This is a genomic window from Streptomyces sp. NPDC001108, assembly GCF_053598535.1.
The window spans coordinates 17,260-35,064 of sequence record NZ_JBSFKL010000015.1; the positions used below are offsets into that span (position 1 = coordinate 17,260).

Below are 17,805 nucleotides of genomic sequence, written 5' to 3' on the forward strand. Positions count from 1 at the left end.
CGGTACGGCTCCGTGCGGCCGAACGGCTGGATCGGCACGACCCCGCCGGACGCGCCGTTGCCCGTCCCTCCACCCGTCGTTAACGTGCGCTGCGCACGCACCTGTTGTCGCATGCGCCACCATGAACGACGCCGAGGAGTGCGGATCATGACGGAACCCTCCCTGCCCTTCAGCTCCTCCCCCGCCTCCGGGCCCGCCCGGCCGACGCGGCGCGCCCTGCTGGGCGCCGCGGGGGCCGCCGGCGCCGCCGCCGCGCTCGGGGCCGTGCCCTCCCCCGCGTACGCCGCACCGGCCGCCGCGGCCGGGGACCTGGCGGCGGCGGGGACGGCGCTGCGCCGGCTGCTGCCGGACCACGCGGACCAGTTCCGGCTCCGTGCCCTGCCCCGGGGCGGCGGCGTGCCGGACCGCTTCCGGGTCACCGGCGCCACCGGGCGGATCGAGATCGCGGCGACCACTCCGGCGGCGGCCCTGACCGGGGCGCACTGGTACCTCAAGTACAGCTGTGACGCGGTCGTCTCCTGGGCCGGGAGCAACACCGCCGGGCTGCCCCGGCGACTGCCCGCGCCCCGCACCCCCGTGGAGCGTTCGGCGACCGTCCCGCACCGGTTCGCGCTCAACGACACCCACGACGGGTACACCGCCCCGTACGCCGACTGGCCGCGCTGGGAGCGGATGATCGACGTGCTCGCCCTGCACGGCTGCAACGAGGTGCTGGTCACCGCTGGGCAGGAGGCCGTCTACCACCGGCTGCTCCAGGACTTCGGCTACAGCGACGCCGAGGCCCGCGCCTGGCTGCCCGCCCCCTCCCACCAGCCGTGGTGGCTGCTCCAGAACATGAGCGGCTACGGCGGACCGCTCGGCCCGGAACTCGTCGGGCGCCGGGCGGAGCTGGGGCGGCGGGTCTGCGACCGGATGCGGGAGCTGGGCATGGCGCCGGTGCTCCCGGGCTACTTCGGCACGGTCCCGGACGGCTTCCCCGCGCGGAACCCGGGGGCCCGGGTGGTGCCCCAGGGCACCTGGAACGGGCTGCGCCGGCCGGACTGGCTCGACCCGCGCAGCCCCGTCTTCGCGGAGGTGGCCGCCGCCTTCTACCGGCACCAGGAGGAGCTGTTCGGGCCGGCGGCCCACTTCAAGATGGATCTGCTGCACGAGGGCGGCACCGCCGGGGACGTCCCGGTGCCGGACGCCGCCCGCGCCGTGGAGACGGCGCTGCGCACGGCGCACCCCGGGGCGACCTGGGTGATCCTCGGCTGGCAGGCCAACCCCCGGCCCGCGCTGCTGGAGGCGGTCGACACCGACCGGCTGCTGATCGTGGACGGCCTCTCCGACCTGGACACCGTCACCGACCGGGAGCGGGACTGGGGCGGGGCCCCGTACGCCTTCGGCACCATCCCGAACTTCGGCGGCCGCACGACGATCGGCGCCAACACCGACCGCTGGACGGAGAAGTTCACCGTCTGGCGCGACAAGCCGGGCAGCGCGCTCGCGGGCACCGCGTACATGCCGGAGGCCACCGAGCGCGACCCGGCGGCCTTCGAGCTCTTCGGCGAGCTGGCCTGGCGGACGGAGAAGGTGGACCGGGAGGCGTGGTTCCGGGCGTATCCGGCGTTCCGGTACGGCGGGCGGGACCGGGCGGCCGAGACGGCGTTCGCGGCGCTGGCCGCCACCGCGTACCGGCTGACGAGCACCGACGGCCGCCCCGTCGACTCGCTCTTCTCCCGGCGGCCGAACATCGCCGCCTCGGTGAACACCGCCTTCGACCCGGCCGGCTTCGACCGGGCGTTCGCGGCGCTCCTCGACGTCCGCCCGGCGCTGCGCGCATCGGACGGCTACCGCCACGACCTGACCGATCTGGCCCGGCAGGCGCTCGCCAACCGGTCCCGCACCCTGCTGCCCCGGTTGCGGGCGGCGTGGGACGACGGGGACGTGGACAGGTTCCGGGTGCTCGCCGCGCTCTGGCTGAGGCTGATGCGGCTGGCGGACGCGGTGGCGGGCTGTCACCGCTCGTTCCTGCTGGGGCCGTGGCTGGAGGACGCGCGGCGGCTGGCGACGAGTCCGGCGGAGGCGGTGCGGCTGGAGTGGACGGCGCGCACCCTGATCACCACCTGGGCGGACCGGGCGGCCGCCGACGCTCTGAGCAACTACGCCAACCGGGACTGGCACGGGCTGCTGGCCGAGGTCCATCTCCCGCAGTGGCAGGCGTACTTGGACGAGCTGACGGACGCCCTCGCGGAGGGCCGGGTGGCGAAGGCGTTCGACTGGTACCCGGGCGAGGAGGAGTGGACCCGCCGGACGGACCGCCTCCCGGTGCGGCCGACCGGCGACGCGTACCGCACCGCCCGGCGGGTCTTCGAGACGCTGTCCACCGCCCCGTACCAGGGCGGTGTCACGGTCACGGCCGAGCCGGTGACGTTCACCCCGGGCAGCACCGGCGCGGTGCGTGCCGTCTTCCGCAACCTGAACGGGCTGCGGGCCACCGGCCGGGTCGACTTCACGCTGACCGGCCCGGCCGCCGTCCCGACGGGCGCCACCTCGCTCGACGGGGTCGCGGCGGGCGGCTCCGGTTCGGTGGGCTGGCGGGTCACCGCCCCGTCCGAGCCGCTGACGGCGCCGCTGCGGCCGATGCCGTACGAACTGGCCACCTCGTACGGGCCGCTCGGCGGGGAGCGGGTGACCGAGGTGCGGCGCGGCGCGGTGTACCTGGCGGCGCCGCTGGGGCCGGGCTGGCGCACGTACACCTCGAACGCGGCGGTCTTCGGCGAGCTGGACGGGCGGTACGCCGTCGACGGGGCGGGCCAGGACCTGTGGAAGGGCACCAGCCAGTTCGGCACCGCGTACCGGGCCGGGGCCTGGGCGGACGGGGCGGAGGCGACGGTACGGGTCGACGCCCAGCAGAACACCGGGGGCTGGGCGCGGGCCGGGCTCGTGGTCCGCAACGCCCTGGCCACGCAGGGCTCCGGCGGCTTCCTGAACCTGGCGGTGACCCCGTCCAACGGGGTGGTGTTCTCGTACGACACCACCGGCGACGGCACCCTGGACGCCTACCGGCGGATCACCGGGATCAAGGCCCCGGTGCTGCTGCGGCTGACCCGGTCGGGGAGCGCGTGCACGGCCGCCTGCTCCACCGACGGCGGGACGGTCTGGCAGGAGGTGGGCACGGTGACGGTGCCGGGCACGTCGGCGGTCCAGGACGTCGGGTTCTTCATGACCGCGACGAACGGAGGCAGCGGACTGCGCGGCATGGCCGAGTTCAGCTCCTGGCGCCTGGGGTAGCCGCGCCCGGCGGGCCGGGGCCGGGGCGCGCGCTGGGGTGACCATCGCACGATTCGCTCGTTCTGCTGAACGTGTCCCCGTTGCCCGAAGTACCCTCCCCGGCACCCGTCGAGCACTACGCGCGGCTGGTCCGGCTCGGCTACCTCGTGCTGCCGCCCGGCCCGGACGCACACCGCCGGGTCCTGACGGCGCACGCGCTGGCCCAGCGCTGTCTGCTGCCGCGCCGCCGGGCGGCACCGGAGACCGGGCCGCTCCGGGCGGATCCCGCGCCCGATCCCTCGTACGCGCGGGCCCGGCTGCGGCTGCTGCGGGCGGCCCTGGAGGCGGGGCGGCCGCGCCGTGCCGGGCGCGTCCGGCTTCCGTCGTTCCTCCCGCTGGTGTGGGGGCTGCGGCTGCTGCCGCACGCGGGCGGGGCGGACGGGCTCGCCCTGGAGAACGCGCTGGCCGCGCTCTCCGGGCCGGGCCGCGCCGCCCACGCCCTGCGCGGCCTGGAGGGGCTGGCCGACGCGGAGGTGCGGCGGGTGCTCGCGGCGGCCGGGGTCGCCGATCCGCACGCGGCGCTCGCCGAGGCGGAGGCGGTCCCGGCGCCGTACGCGCTCCTGCGCTCCCCGGAGTTCGACCCCTGCTCGCTCCGGGCCCGGCCGCCGGACCTGGAGCGCCGCCGCCGGTACGGGAAGGCGGCTCTGGCGGCCGGGGCGGCGGTGCTGGTGTGCGGGGCGCTGCTGGGTCCGGCGGGCCGGGTACCGGAGCGGGGCCGGGCGCCCGATCCCCGGGCGGCCGCCGCGGCCGAGGCCCTGGACCCGGGGCGGCTGGACCGGGTGGAGGGGGCGTCCTGGCGGCGCTCGCCGCGGACCGACTTCACCGCCTGGCCCACCCGGGGCGACCGGGTGCGGGACGCCCGGCTGCTGCGCCGGGCGCTCGCCGCCTGGTCCCGGCCGGGCGGGCCGGTGCGGGTCTCGGCGGCCCCGGGCACCCCGGCCGGTCCGCCGATGGGCGCGCCACAACTGCTGTACGCGGGCGGGGTGGACCGGGCGTCGGTGGTGCTCTTCCACGACGGGCTGCGCGTGGTGCGGTACACCGAGTCCCGCGGGCCGGGCCGGGCGCGGGGCGCCGCGCTGGACTTCGCCCGGGTCGACGGTGCGGACCGGGCGTCGGCCTCCGCCCTGGTCCTGGCACGGTCCGGCGGCCGGGTCCGCTACCTCACCGCGCCCTGGGTGACCGCGGTGCGGGTGCGGGACCTGCTGGCGCCGGACACCGCCCCGCGCCCGCTGGGGCATCGGGCCGACGGGGTGACCGGTGCCCTGGCCGCCCCCGACGGCACGCACGGCTGCCGGTCCTGGCCGGCCGTCGAGCTGCGCGACGGGCGGGCCGCCCGGCTGCTGACGGACCTCGGGGAGCCGACCCCGGCCCTGCTCACCTCGGGCCCGCCGTACGCGCCGCACGACGTCGCCGGGCGGGCGGAGCGGGACGGCTGGGCGCGGACCGCCTGCCTGCTGCCGTCGCTGCGCCGGCTCGGGGTGCGGACGGTGAACTCCTGGCGCTTCGCCGAGCAGCGGCTGCCCGAGGGCAATGGGACGGCGCGCTGGTTCTGCACCCGGGCCGAGACCTGGCGGGGTGCCGGGAGCCGGGTCCTCGCCCAGTTCCAGGCCCCGGCCGCGCCCGCCTCGGCGACGGGCGGCCCGCCCGGGGTGGTCGCGGCCCACGCCGATTCCACCCCGGCCTGCGGGGCGCGTGATCCGCGGGTGCTGGCGGGGGTGTTGTGGCGGTCGCGGGACGGCGGCTGGTACGTGCTGGCCGCGGGCAGCGAGCAGTTCGCCTCGCTGGCGGCCTCGGGCGGGGTGGTGGGGCGGTCGGGCGGTCGGCTCCTCGCGGTGCCGGCCCGGGCGGGCGACCGGGCGCGGCTGAACGGGACTCTGGCGGACGGGAGTCGGGTCGGCGGGCTGCGGTGAAGGGCGGTTCGGGGCGGGGCCGGGCGGGTGCTGGGAATTCGCCGCACGCCCCTGGTCCTGGGGCCTACCTCTCAGTACATTGACACCATGTCTAACACGCAGCCGGCGCCGGTCACGTCGGAGCGGATTCCGCTCAAGGCCCGTCAGGTCTCCTTCTCCTGGGAGAAGACGCCCCTGCACTGGGTGCCGGGCGATCCGTTCACCACGCACACCATCAATGTGCTCCATCTCCTGCTGCCCGCCGGGGAACGCTGGTTCATCCACGTGTACCGGCAGGTGCTGCCGTACATCCACGACGAACGGCTGCGCCAGGACGTCATCGGCTTCATCGGCCAGGAGGCCGTGCACTCCCAGGCGCACGACGACGTCCTGCCCCGGCTGAAGGAGCTGGGGCTCGACCCGACCCCGTACACCGCGCAGGTCGACTGGTTCTTCGAGAAGCTGCTCGGCGACCGGACGCTGCCGCCGGGGCGGGCGCGCACCTGGTGGCTGATGGAGCGGGTGGCGCTGATAGCGGCGATCGAGCACTACACCGCCTTCCTCGGCGACTGGGTGCTGAACGCCGAGGAGCTGGACCGGCGGGGCGCCGACCCGATGATGCTGGACCTGCTGCGCTGGCACGGCGCGGAGGAGGTCGAGCACCGCTCGGTCGCCTTCGAGGTGTTCATGCACGTCGACGGCGGCTACCGGCGGCGGGCCCGCACCTGGGCCACGGCGTTCAGCGCGCTGGTCTTCCTCTGGCAGCGCGGCATCCGCTTCTTCATGGAGAACGACCCGACCCTGCTGAACGGCAAGGGCTCGTTCAAGGAGTTCTACGTGAGCGGCAGGCGCGGCACCCTGCCCGCCACCGGCGACCTGCTGCGCTCGGTCCCCCGCTATCTGAGCCGCGGCTACCACCCCTCGCAGGAGGGCAGCACCGCCCAGGCCGTCGACTACCTCGCCCACTCGCCCGCGGCCACCGCCGCCGAGGCCCGTACGACGGGAGCCCGCTGACCATGTCACCGTCCCGGCCCCGCCTGCGCACCGTCGTCCTGGTCGCGGGCGCCGCCCTGCTGGCCCGGCGCGCCCTGCGCCGCCGCATCCAGCACTCCCCGCTGTGGCCGCTGCCCGCCCTGGAGGAGCCGGTCTCGGGCCATGCCGAGCGGCGTACCACGACCACCTGGCGGGTGCTGGTCACCGAGCGGACCACCCCGGCCGAGGGGGTCGTCCAGCTCCGCCTCAAGGGCACGGGGCTGCCCGCCTGGCAGCCCGGCGCCCATCTCGATCTGCTGCTGCCCTCCGGTCTGGTCCGGCAGTACTCGCTCTGCGGCGATCCGGCCGAGCCCGACACGTACACCATCGCGACCCGGCTGGTGGAGGACGGCCGGGGCGGCTCCCGCGAGGTGCACGAACGGCTCCGGGAGGGCGAGGAGGTGGAGGTCCGCGAGCCGCGCAACCGCTTCCCGCTGACCGGGGCGCCCGCCCATCTGTTCGTCGTGGGCGGCATCGGGATCACCCCGGTGCTGCCGATGCTGCGGGCACTGGCCGCCGCCGGCACCGACTGGCGGCTGCTGTACGGGGGCCGGTCCCGTGCCTCCATGCCGTTCCTGGACGAGATCGAGCGGCTGGACGCGGGTGGCGGCCGGGTGACGGTGGTCCCCGAGGACGAGGCGGGCCGCCCGGACACCGCCGCGGCCCTGGCGGACACGGCACCGGGGACGGCCGTGTACTGCTGCGGCCCGGAGCCCCTGATGGACGCGGTCGCCGCCGCCCTGCCGGACGGACGCACCCTGCACCTGGAGCGGTTCGCGGCCGCGGCCGGCCCGTCGGCGGACGCCACGGCCTTCGAGGTGGAGCTGCGCCGCTCGGGCCGTACGGTCCACATCCCGGCGGACCGTTCGGTACTGGCCGCGGTGCGCAAGGAGGTGCCGTACGTCCCGTACTCCTGCGAGCAGGGCTTCTGCGGCACCTGCCGGCAGCGGGTGGTGGAGGGCGAGGTCGACCACCGCGACGAGCTCCTGACGGATTCCGAGCGCGCGGAGGCGATGCTGATCTGCGTGTCGCGCTGCCGGGGGCCGCGGCTGGTGCTGGATCTGTGAGCGGTCCCGACGCCGCTGACCTGGTCTCCCACTCGGTACGCTGTGCTCCATGACGACCGGGGTGCGCCGCAGAATGGGCGTCGAGGAGCGCAGACAGCAATTGATCGGCGTCGCGCTGGAGTTGTTCAGTCACCGCGCCCCGGACGAGGTGTCGATCGATGAGATCGCGGCGGCCGCGGGGATCTCCCGGCCGCTGGTCTACCACTACTTCCCCGGGAAGCAGAGCCTGTACGAGGCCGCGCTGCGACGGGCCGCCGACGAGTTGGCGGCCCGGTTCGTGGAGCCCCGGGAGGGTCCGCTCGGGGCGCGGCTGCTGCGGGTGATGGAGCGGTTCTTCGACTTCGTCGACGAGCACGGCCCCGGTTTCTCGGCGCTGATGCGCGGCGGTCCGGCGGCGGGGTCCTCGGCGGCGAACGCCATGATCGACGGGGTGCGGCAGGCGGCCTGTACGCAGATCCTGGACCACCTGGGCGTCACGCACCCGCCGGCCCGGCTGGAGCTGGTGGTGCGCTCCTGGGTGTCGCTGGCCGAGTCGACGGCGCTGATCTGGCTGGACGGACGGAAGATCCCCCGCGCCGAGCTGGAGCGCCAACTGGTGCACGACTTCGCGGCGCTGGCCGCGGTGAGCGCCGCGTACGACCCGGAGACGGCCGGGGTCGTCCTGCGGGTGCTCGGACAGGAGCCCCCGGACGGGCCGTTCGGGGAGCTGCTGGAGCGGCTGTCCGTGCTGGCGCCCGCCGCGCCGGCGGTGGTGGCGCAGCGGGTGCCGTAGGGCCGGTCCCCGTCGCTAAAGGAGCAGTTCGCCCTGGAGGGCGGCGGCCAGGCCCACCTCCGCGTTGTCCCGTCGCCCCCGCTCGAAGGCCCGCTGGTACGCGGCGTCGCCGACGGCCGCGCGGGCCTGGCGCTCGCACGCCTCGCGGAGCGGGCCCAGCTCCGGCGTGCCGCGCTGCGGCTGGCCGACCATGCGCCAGTACACCTGGCCGGTGCCGTAGACCCGGGCGGCGCGGGCCCCGGCGCCCTGGGCGGCGATGGCCGCGGCCAGGACGTCCAGGCCCAGCGCGATGCCGAAGCGGTCGCGCATGCGGTGCTTGCCGGCCAGCATGGCGCGGGCGTGGGCGGCGGACTCCTCGGCGTCGCCGCGCATCAGGGCGATCAGGGCGAGCTGGTAGTCGACGTAGCTGCGGGTCCAGCACTCGTCCAGGGCCTCACAGGCGGCCCGGAGCACCGCCGCCGCCTCGGCCGCCTCGTCGAGCCGGCCGAGGCCGGTCAGCGCGAAGACGGTGATGAGGCGGCACCGCAGCCGGTAGGCGCGCTCCAGCGGGGTGTCGGTCCCGGCCGTGTGCAGCACCCGGGCGACCTCGCGCAGACCGGCCTCGGGGCGGCCGGTCATCAGGTCGGTGAAGCCGCGGAGGTAGGCGGCGGCGAGGATGCCCTCGGCGGTGCCGTCCCGCTCGGCCTCCCTGGTGCACTGGCGGCCCAGTCGGCGGGCGGCCGCGTAGTCGCCCTGGAGCATCAGGGTCATGCCGAGGACCCAGAGGACGCGGGTGCGGTGCGGGCCCACGATGGGCCCGGCGTCCAGGGCGCGCCGGGCGTAGTCGCGGGTCTGCGGGAGGTGGCCGCAGCAGCACCAGAAGAAGCCGATCCGCCCGGCCATCTCCTGGGCGGCCGCGGTGTCGTGGGCCAGCAGGTGGTCGAGGGCGGCGCAGAGGTCGGCGTGGGCCTCGGCGATCCGGTGGTACCAGCTGATCTGGTCGTCGCCGGTCCAGCCGGCGTGGGCGTCGCGGGCCAGGCCGAGGAAGCAGGCGGCGTGCCGGTCGGCGGCGGCGCGTTCCTCGCGGAGTTCGGCGAGCCACATCCGGCCGTACTCGCGGATGGTGTCGAGCATCCGGTGGCGGGCGCCGTCCCGTTGGACGACGGACTTGGCGACCAGGCCGTCCAGGGCCCGGGTCACACCGTCCGGGGTGAGCGGTCCCCCGGCGCAGACCTTGCGGGCGGTGGCCTCGTCGAAGGGGCCGCGCAGGACGGTGAGCCGGGCCCAGAGCAGCCGTTCGAGCGGGGCGCACAGTTCGTGGCTCCAGCCGATGGCGGTGCGCAGGGCGCGGTGGCGCGGCGGCCAGAGCGAGTCGTCGGCCGGTACGTCGAAGCGGGACCTGATCCGGGCGGCGACCTGTTCGACGGTCTCCCGGCCCAGCGCCCCGGCGGCCAGTTCGATGGCGAGCGGCATGCCTTCGAGGCGGCGGCAGATCTCGGTGGCGGCCTCCGCGTCGCCCGGCTCGTCCAGCGAGAGCCGGGGGGCGGAGGCGGTGGCCCGGTCCCGGAAGAGGGCCAGCGCGTCGGCCGTGCCCTCCACGGGGAGCGGGCCGACCTCCACGGTCTGCTCGCCCTTGATGCCGAGGGGTTCCCTGCTGGTGGTGAGCACGGTGAGGCCGGGCGAGGTGGTGAGGATCTCGCCGAGCAGATGGGCGCAGGCGGGGCGCAGGTGCTCGCAGGAGTCGAGGACGAGCAGCAGTTCCTTGTCGACGAGCCATTCGCACAGGGCGTCGATGGGCATACGCAGCGTGTGGTCGGAGAGCCCGACCGCGTCGGAGACGGTGGCGATGAGCAGTCCGTCGTCGTGGAGCGGTGACAGGTCGGCCCACCAGGCGCCGTCGCGGTGGGACGCCGCCGCCTGCCGGGCCGCGCGGACGGCGAGCCGGGTCTTGCCGACGCCGCCGGGGCCGGTGAGCGTGGTCAGCCGGTGCGTGGCGAGGGTGTGTTCCAGCCTGGCGAGCTCCACTTTCCGTCCGACAAAGCTGCTGTTCTCCTCGGGGATGTTGCTCGCCATGGTCACCGTCGCCGAAACAGGTGGACCGGCCGGCCCCGTCCCCTGCCCCGGTGCGGCTCGGGCGTGTGGGGGACGCCCGATGCAGCGGGGAGGGGCCGGGACCGGCCGGGGGTGGGAGGACGTGCGCCGGGGTGCGGTACTACGGCATTCCCGACGACTGCTCCCCCAAGGTAGCGCCGTCCTGGCCTACTTCAGGGAGAACACCGCCGCCGTACGACCCGGAACGGTGAAACTTCCCGAACTCTGCTCATATCGTGACTTCTTGACGGTAGTATCCGCGCCTTTCGCCTGGACCGGGTGGAGTGCGTACGCGTGGCCTGCCAGGGCGGGGACCGTCTGGGTCGTGGTGCCGGGGGCCGCGTTGAGGACGACGACCAGCTTCCCGAGCCGCATGGTGATCACGCCGGGAGTCTCGTCCTTGCCGGAGAGCGGGAAGGAGAGCGCCGAGCGCACCTGCCCGGCGGTGGCGAGGGAGAAGTCCTTCTCCGTGGCGCGGATGGTGAGCAGGTCCCGGTAGGCGGCGGACGCCCCGTCGATCTGGGCGCAGCCGGGCCGGAGCGCCGGGTCGGCCAGCAGCGGCTTGGCGTAGGACCACTTGTCGGCGTTGTCGGCGGCCGGGGGCAGCCCCCGGCCGAAGCCGTTGCCGTCACGGCAGTCCCAGTGCAGGGCGTTGAACCAGTCGCCGCTGTCGTAGGAGTTGCGGTCCAGGGACTTGGAGCGCAGCAGGTCGGTGCCGGCCTGGGAGAGCGCGGGACCCTGCGAGAGGGCGGCGGTGGCCATCGCCAGGACCTGCGCGCGGGCCCGGTCGGCGGCCGGGGTGCCCGCGGGGAGCTTGAAGGCGAGCGTGTCGTAGAGCGACTCGTTGTCGTGGGCGTCCACGTAGGCGAGGGCGTCGCCGGGGGCCTCCGCGTATCCGGCGGGGGCGCCGTTGTAGTCGACCTCGGAGCCCTTGACGGTGCGGCCGGAGGTGTCGGTGAAGGTGTAGTCGGCGAGGTTGCCGGTGAGGCCGACCTTGATCAGGTCCTGGTAGTGCAGCAGCCGGGCCTTCTGCTCGGCCGCGGTGCCGTTGGCGGGCGAGGTGTTGGGGTCGGTGTAGAGGCCGCTGGCGAAGCCCTGGACGCGCGGGTCCTCGTCGAAGGGGCTGCCGCCGCGCACGGCGTCGCGGGCCCGGTCGGAGAAGGTCGCGATGCCGGTGCCGGCCATGTTCTTCTGGGTGGCCTGGACGAAGCGGGCGTCGTCGGCGATCTCGCCGAAGTTCCAGCCCTCCCCGTAGAGGATGATCTTCTTCCCGTCGACGCCGTCCTTCGCCACGGTGAGCGCGTCGAGCGCCTTGCGGACGGCGAGGATGTTGGCCTTGGGGTGGTGGCCCATCAGGTCGAAGCGGAAGCCGTCGACCTTGTACTCCTTGGCCCAGGTGACGACCGAGTCCACGACGAGCTTGCCCATCATGGTGTGTTCGGGGGCGGTGTTGGCGCAGCAGGTGGAGGTGGCGACGGTGCCGTCCTCCAGGAGCCGCTGGTAGTAGCCGGGCACGATCCGGTCGAGTACGGACTTGTCGTCCTGGCCGGCGGCGACGGTGTGGTTGTAGACGACGTCCATGACGGTGCGCAGCCCGGTGCCGTTGAGGCCCTGGACCATCCGCCGGAACTCGACGGTGCGCCGGGTGCCGTCCGGGTCGGAGGCGTAGGAGCCCTCGGGGACGGTGTAGTGGAGCGGGTCGTAGCCCCAGTTGAAGCCGTCCTTCGCGGCGGCCTTCGCCACGCAGGCCTGCTGCTCCTCGGAGTCGGGGGCGTGGACGGAGAGGTCGCAGGCGGGCCGCTGCTGTGCGGACTTCTTCTCGGGGATCGTCCCGATGTCGAAGGCGGGCAGCAGGTGGACGTAGTCCGTTCCGGCGTCGGCGAGCTTCTTGAGGTGCTTCATCCCGTCGGAGCGGGTGTCGGTGAAGGCGAGGTACTCGCCGGGGTGCTTCGAGGTGCGGTCCGCGATCGAGAAGTCACGGATGTGCAGTTCCTGGATCTGCGCGTCGCGCAGCGGGGTGGCGGCGGGCTTCCTCAGTCCGGACCAGCCGGCGGGGGCGAGCTGTGGGTCGTCGAGGTCGACGACGAGGCTGCGGGCGGAATCGGTGGTCAGCGCGGTGGAGTAGGGGTCGGTGACCTTGTTGGTGACGAACTTCCGGACGGTGGGCGCCCAGACGTCGACGACGTAGCGGTAGGGCTTTCCGGTCCAGCCCCTGGTGCCGGTGGCGGACCAGACGCCGGTGCGGTCGTCGCGGTCCATCGGGACGCGGCGGCCGTCGAGTTCGAGGGCGACGGTGCGGGCGGTGGGGGCCCAGACGGAGAGGGTGGGGCGGCCCTTGGCGTCGAAGACCGGGCCGAGTGCGGCGCCGGCCGCGTTCTTCCCGTACAGGTCGTCGAGGGCGCCGGCGCTCTGTACCCCGGTGGCGGCGAGCAGGGCGCCGTTGGCGGCGCGCTGGGTGGCGATGAGCTGGCCGCGCAGTGCCTCGCGGACCCGGCCCCGGTCGCGGGGGTCGACGGTGAACGCCGGATGGTCCTTGAGGTGCGGGTACTTCGCCTTCTGCGCGTCGGTGAGCGCGGCGGGGGTGAGCCGGAGCCACTGCCCCTCGTCGCTCAGCGCCCCGTCGACGACGGTGAGGGCGCCGTCCTTGGCGTAGACGAGCTGCTGGCTGGTGGCGCCGGTGGGCGTGACCTTCCAGACGACGGTGGAGGCGTCGATCCACTGCGCCTCGGCCTTGGAGAGGTCGGGGGCGGGGACGCCGCCGGTCTGGGGCAGCAGGTAGCCGGGGGTGGCGCCGAGCAGCCAGACCTCGTGGCCGTAGGTGGTGAGGTCGAGGGACTGGTCGCTGGGGAGGTCCTTCTCGTCGCCCTTGTGCAGGATGTAGGAGAGCGAGGTGGCGCCCTCGGTCAGTGGCACCTCGAAGGTGACGCCGGAGGCGTCCCGCTCCACCGGCTGGAGCGGCTTCGCCCAGTCGGTGGGGTTCTTGGCGCCGGTCCAGGTGTGCAGGCCCCAGCCGTCGTAGTCGCCGTCGGGCCGGTAGTAGTGCAGCACGGCCTTGGTGGTGTCCTGCGGCGGTCGGGCGCCGTCGGGGGCCTCGTCGGCCTGGCCGTCCTTGCCCTGTTCGATCCAGACCTCGCCGGTGCGCGCGAGGTCGACGGTGCGCTGCGGCCCGTCGGCGGTGCCGTTCCTCTCGACGGTGTACGGGAGGTCGGCCGCGCCCTCGTCGAGCTTGATCCAGGCGAAGGCGCCGTAGGCGTCGCGGCCGGTGAAGGCGGCGGTGGTATCCCCGGAGCGGAGCTTCCAGCCGTCGTAGTCGCCGTCGGCGCGCCGGTAGTGGACGACGGCGTAGTCGCGTTCGACGGCCACCGGCTTCGGTTCGGCGGGGGCCGCTCCGGCGGTGGTGGCGGCGAGGGCGCTCGCGGTGCGGCCGGCGCGGTCGACGACGACGGCCTTGTAGCGCAGCGGCGTACCGGCCTTCACGGTGGCGTCGAGGTGCTGGGTGACCTTGTACGGGGCGTGGTCGGCGGAGCCGAGGGTGGTCCACCTGCCGTTGCCGGTCTGGGCGGCGAAGACGACGCGGTCGAGCCCGCCGCCGTCCGCGTCGGCGGAGATCTCGACGGTGCCGGTGGCTCCGGCGGCCGGGGCCTTCAGGGTGACCGAGGGCCTGGTGGCGGGGGTGTCCAGGGGCCGGTCGGCGCGGAGCACGACGCTGGAGAGGGCGGGGACGGTGACGGTGAGCTTCCTGTCGGCGCCGCTGCGGAGGGTGCCGGAGCCGCCGTACAGGGTGCGGAAGTCCGTGTCCGCCGTGCCGGTGGGCAGTTCGACGGTGCGCGGGGCGGTGCCGTTGTTGGCGGCGACCAGGTACTCGTACGGCTTGGCGGGGTCGGTGCGGGAGAAGGCGTACACGGAGCCCTCGGCGTACCGCTCGGTCTGGACCCCGTCGCGCAGGGCCGGGTGGTTCCGGGTGAGCGTGGAGAGCGCGGCGATGTTCCGGTACAGCGGGTGGCCGGTGTCGTACGCGTCGGAGGCGTGGGTGCGGTCGGTGCCGAGCTGGTCGTCGTCGAGGTAGTCGGCGGTCCTCGAGGCGAACATGGTCTGCCGGGCGTCCTTGTCGCCACCCGCGCCGGTGAAGCCCTGTTCGTCGCCGTAGTAGACGACGGGGTTGCCGCGCCCGAGGAACATCAGCTCGTTGGCGAGCTTCGCGCGGGCGACGAGTTCGGCGTCGTCGGCCTTCGGGTTGTCCTGCTTCAGGAACGTCCCGATGCGGCCCATGTCGTGGTTGCCGAGGAAGGTGACCTGCTCGTAGGCGTTGGCCTTGTCGGTGGTGTAGCGGTAGTCGTCGGCGAAGACGGCGGCGAGCTTCCCCGCCGGGGCGCCCTGGGAGGCGTACTGGCGGGCGGCCTCCTGGAACGGGAAGTCGAGGGTGGCGTCGAGCCGGCCCCGGGTGACGTAGGGGGAGGTGACGGCGGGGTCGGAGGAGTAGACCTCGCCGAACATGAAGAAGTCCTCGCGGCCGCGCTTGGCCGCGTAGGTGTCGAGGGCGGTGGCCCACTGGGTCCAGAAGTCCAGGTCGACGTGTTTGACGGTGTCGATCCGGAATCCGTCGATGTCGAAGTCGCGGACCCACTTCTCGTAGATCTTCTCCATGCCGGAGACGACCTCGGGGCGTTCGGTCCACAGGTCGTCGAGACCGGAGAAGTCGCCGTAGGTGGTGGACTCGCCGGCGTAGGTGGAGTCGCCCCGGTTGTGGTACATCGTGGGGTCGTTGAGCCAGGCGGGGACCTTGCTCCCGGCGTTCTCGGCGTTGGCCGGTGTGTACGGGAAGGAGCCGGCGTCCACCTTCGCCATGCCCTTGGCGTCGTCGAAGGGGCGGCCGTCCCGGTCCAGGTAGGGGTAGGCGCCCTTGGGGCGGTAGCCGTAGGCCTTCTCGGCGTAGTCGACGGTGTCGGCGGTGTGGTTGGTGATGACGTCGAAGAAGACCTTCATGCCCTTGGCGTGGGCCTTGTCGATCAGCTTCGTCAGGTCGGCGTTGGTGCCGAAGTGCGGGTCGACCCGGGTGAAGTCGGTGATCCAGTAACCGTGGTAGCCGGCCGAGGCGTCCTTGCCGGTGCCTTGGACGGGGCGGTTCTTGAAGATCGGGGCGAGCCAGATGGCGGTGGTGCCGAGGCCCTTGATGTAGTCGAGGCGCCGGGTGAGGCCCTTGAGGTCGCCGCCCTGGTAGAAGCCCTTGTCCGTGGGGTCGTAGCCGGTCTCCAGGCGGGAGCCGGTCAGCCCGCCCCGGTCGTTGGCCGGGTCGCCGTTGGCGAACCGGTCCGGCATGACGAAGTAGAACTGCTCCCGCGTCAGGTCGTGGCGGGCGGGCTCCTTGGCGAGCTTCGCGTCCGAGGGCGGGGCCGGCGGTCTCGGCGCGGCGGAGGCGGACGCCGCCGGGACGACGGGGAGGAGCGCCGCGCAGAGTGCGGCGACGGCTCCTCTCCGGAGGGCGGAACGGGACACGGGGCGGTTCTCCTTGCGTGCGTGTACGGGGATCTCGGGGGGGGCGGGTTCGACTGTGGGACCGCCCCGCCCCGGCGCGTTTCGCGGAGGGGGCGGGGCGGTGCGGTGCGGTGGGCGCGTACCGGCGTACGGGCGGTCAGCCGCGCCAGACGTCGCCGGTCAGCGTGACCCTGCCGGTGGCGGGGACGGTCGCGGTGCGGTTCGCGCCGCTCTCCCAGGTGACGTTGCCGTTCGCGTCCTTGCGGAGGTACTTGTACGCGAACGTGGTGCCCGCGGGCAGGGCCACGTCGAGCTTCCAGACCGGGTACGCCGCCGGGTCGAGCTTGAGGGCGGCGCCGGTGTTCCAGTTGCCGAGGGCGCCCTGGTCGCCGGTGACGTAGATGTTCTGGCCGAGCTGGGTGGTGGCGTTCACCCCGAAGGAGGCGCCGGAGCTGCCGGTGCCCGGTTCGGTGGTGCCCCCGCCGGAGCAGGTGCGGGCGTTCACCTGGAGGGCCAGGGCGGTGTTGGCGGCCAGGGTCGCGGTGAACCGGCCGGAGCCGTCGACCGTGACGCCCTTGCCGGACTGGATGTCGCAGTAGTCGCCGGCGGGCAGCGAGCTCTGGAACGTACGGGTCAGCGCGGAGCCCTCGTGATTGATGGCGACGTACGCCTTGGCGCCCCGGCCGAAGGCGATCTGGTTGGCGCCGTTGTCCCACCAGTCGGTGACGGCCTGGCCGCGCGCGGCGTTGCGGAAGCCGACCATGGAGGAGATCTCGCGCCAGGCGTGCTGGCACTTCCAGCCGTCGCTGTAACAGGCGTTCACCGTGCCGCCGTTGGGCGGGCCGGCGTCCTTGTCCGACCACTCGTAGCCGGAGTGGACGTCGGGCGATCCGTACGGCCAGGCCAGCATGAAGACACTGGCCAGGGTGTAGTTCGCGCCGTCCTTGTAGTTCAGGGTGTCGCCGCCGCGCTCGGTGTCGTGGTTGTCGACGAAGACGGCGGCCTTCGAGGAGGGCAGGAAGCCCCAGCCCTCCCCGTAGTTCTTCAGGTACGCGAGTTTCTCGCCGGTGAGGACCTGCTTGAGGCCGCGGGCGTAGCGGAACTCCTGGACGTCGCCGGTTCCGGTGTACTCGTCGGGCTGGACCGCCTCGCCGGCGCCGTGGATCGCCTCCTGCTTCCAGTAGGCGTCGGGCCTGGTCAGCCGGGACTTGATGTTGGCCAGGTCGGCGGCGGGCATGTGCTTGGCCGCGTCGATGCGGAAGCCGTCGACGCCCAGGGAGAGCAGGTCGTTCAGATAGGCGGCGATCCGGCCGCGTACGTACTCCTCACCAGTGTCCAGGTCGGCGAGGCCGACGAGTTCGCAGTTCTGGACGTTGGCGCGGTCCTGGTAGTTGGAGATCTGCGCGGTGCAGTCGTCCATGTCGGCTTTGGAGTACACGCCGGGGTAGTCGTACTTGGTGTAGGAGGAGCCGCCGGTCCCGGTGCCCGATCCGGCCGACATGTGGTTGATGACGGAGTCGGCGACGACCTTGACGCCCGCCGCGTGGCAGGTGTTGACCATCGCCGCGAAGGAGGAGCGGTCGCCGAGGCGTCCGGCGATCTTGTAGCTGACGGGCTGGTAGGAGGTCCACCACTGGCCGCCCTGGATGTGTTCCTGGGGCGGTGAGACCTGTACGTAGCCGTAGCCGGCCGGGCCGAGGGAGTCCGTGCACGCCTTGGCCACGGAGTCGAATTTCCACTCGAAGAGGACGGCGGTGACGTCCTTCTCCCCGGGGGTGGCGGCCTGGGCGGTGGTGGCGGCGGGGGCCACCAGGACGGCGGCTCCGGCCGCCAGGGCGAGCACCGCGGACAGCGGTCTGCGTGCCATGTTTCCTCCTGCTGTGGGGGGAAATGCGGGTGACGGTGCAGCCTCGCGCGGCAACGCGCCCTGCCTCCAAGGCTCCTGAAGGTTCTTGCAGCAAGAATGCAAACCCTGCCGCGCCGATGACCGTACGAGTCCGTCAGGTTCCGGTCAACCCTTTGGACACATCCCGCTAACTTCCACGAAATACAGCAGTTTTCTCCTTGCAAGGACTTACGCAAGACATTGCAGCACTGTTACATTCCCTGTGACTCCGGTCCGGTCGGCCGGGGGGTTCCGGCGACCCCGGACCCCCACGCGCCCGGCCGGCCGGGCCGGTCACGCACAAGA

The 17,805-nt window shown here is 73.9% G+C and carries 8 protein-coding genes; 5 read left to right on the forward strand and 3 right to left on the reverse strand.

The annotated features are described in order from the left end of the window. Positions 1-147 precede the first annotated feature (147 nt). From ACWC97_RS27385 to ACWC97_RS27405, 5 genes are all read left to right on the forward strand, one after another. Positions 148-3,273 (forward strand): alpha-N-acetylglucosaminidase, encoded by a 3,126-nt coding sequence (locus tag ACWC97_RS27385; protein ID WP_450652122.1) that lies wholly within the window; start codon positions 148-150, stop codon positions 3,271-3,273. Positions 3,274-3,344: 71 nt separating this feature from the next. Next, positions 3,345-5,222: a hypothetical protein gene (locus tag ACWC97_RS27390; RefSeq protein ID WP_450652124.1), complete on the forward strand. Its 1,878-nt coding sequence runs from the start codon at positions 3,345-3,347 to the stop codon at positions 5,220-5,222. A gap of 87 nt (positions 5,223-5,309) precedes the next feature. Then, positions 5,310-6,215, forward strand: a complete 906-nt coding sequence (locus ACWC97_RS27395) for a metal-dependent hydrolase (protein WP_352277636.1) — start codon at positions 5,310-5,312, stop codon at positions 6,213-6,215. A gap of 2 nt (positions 6,216-6,217) precedes the next feature. After that, positions 6,218-7,300 (forward strand): PDR/VanB family oxidoreductase, encoded by a 1,083-nt coding sequence (locus ACWC97_RS27400; RefSeq protein ID WP_450652126.1) that lies wholly within the window; start codon positions 6,218-6,220, stop codon positions 7,298-7,300. 49 nt (positions 7,301-7,349) lie between these two features. Continuing rightward, positions 7,350-8,072, forward strand: a complete 723-nt coding sequence (locus tag ACWC97_RS27405; protein WP_392278724.1) for a TetR/AcrR family transcriptional regulator — start codon at positions 7,350-7,352, stop codon at positions 8,070-8,072. Positions 8,073-8,087: 15 nt separating this feature from the next. Here the strand turns inward: ACWC97_RS27405 and ACWC97_RS27410 are convergent, their stop codons facing one another. The 3 genes from ACWC97_RS27410 to ACWC97_RS27420 all read right to left on the reverse strand — a co-directional run bounded on the left by ACWC97_RS27410 (position 8,088) and on the right by ACWC97_RS27420 (position 17,481). Further along, positions 8,088-10,124, reverse strand: a complete 2,037-nt coding sequence (locus ACWC97_RS27410; protein ID WP_385205022.1) for an ATP-binding protein — start codon at positions 10,122-10,124, stop codon at positions 8,088-8,090. Between the two features lie 186 nt (positions 10,125-10,310). Continuing rightward, complete coding sequence (gene pulA, locus ACWC97_RS27415; RefSeq protein WP_450652129.1) at positions 10,311-15,635, reverse strand: pullulanase-type alpha-1,6-glucosidase; 5,325 nt, start codon at positions 15,633-15,635, stop codon at positions 10,311-10,313. 136 nt (positions 15,636-15,771) lie between these two features. Continuing rightward, positions 15,772-17,481 carry a carbohydrate-binding module family 20 domain-containing protein gene (locus ACWC97_RS27420; protein ID WP_450652131.1) on the reverse strand — a complete coding sequence of 570 codons (1,710 nt, stop codon included), beginning with the start codon at positions 17,479-17,481 and terminating at the stop codon, positions 15,772-15,774. Positions 17,482-17,805 lie beyond the last annotated feature (324 nt).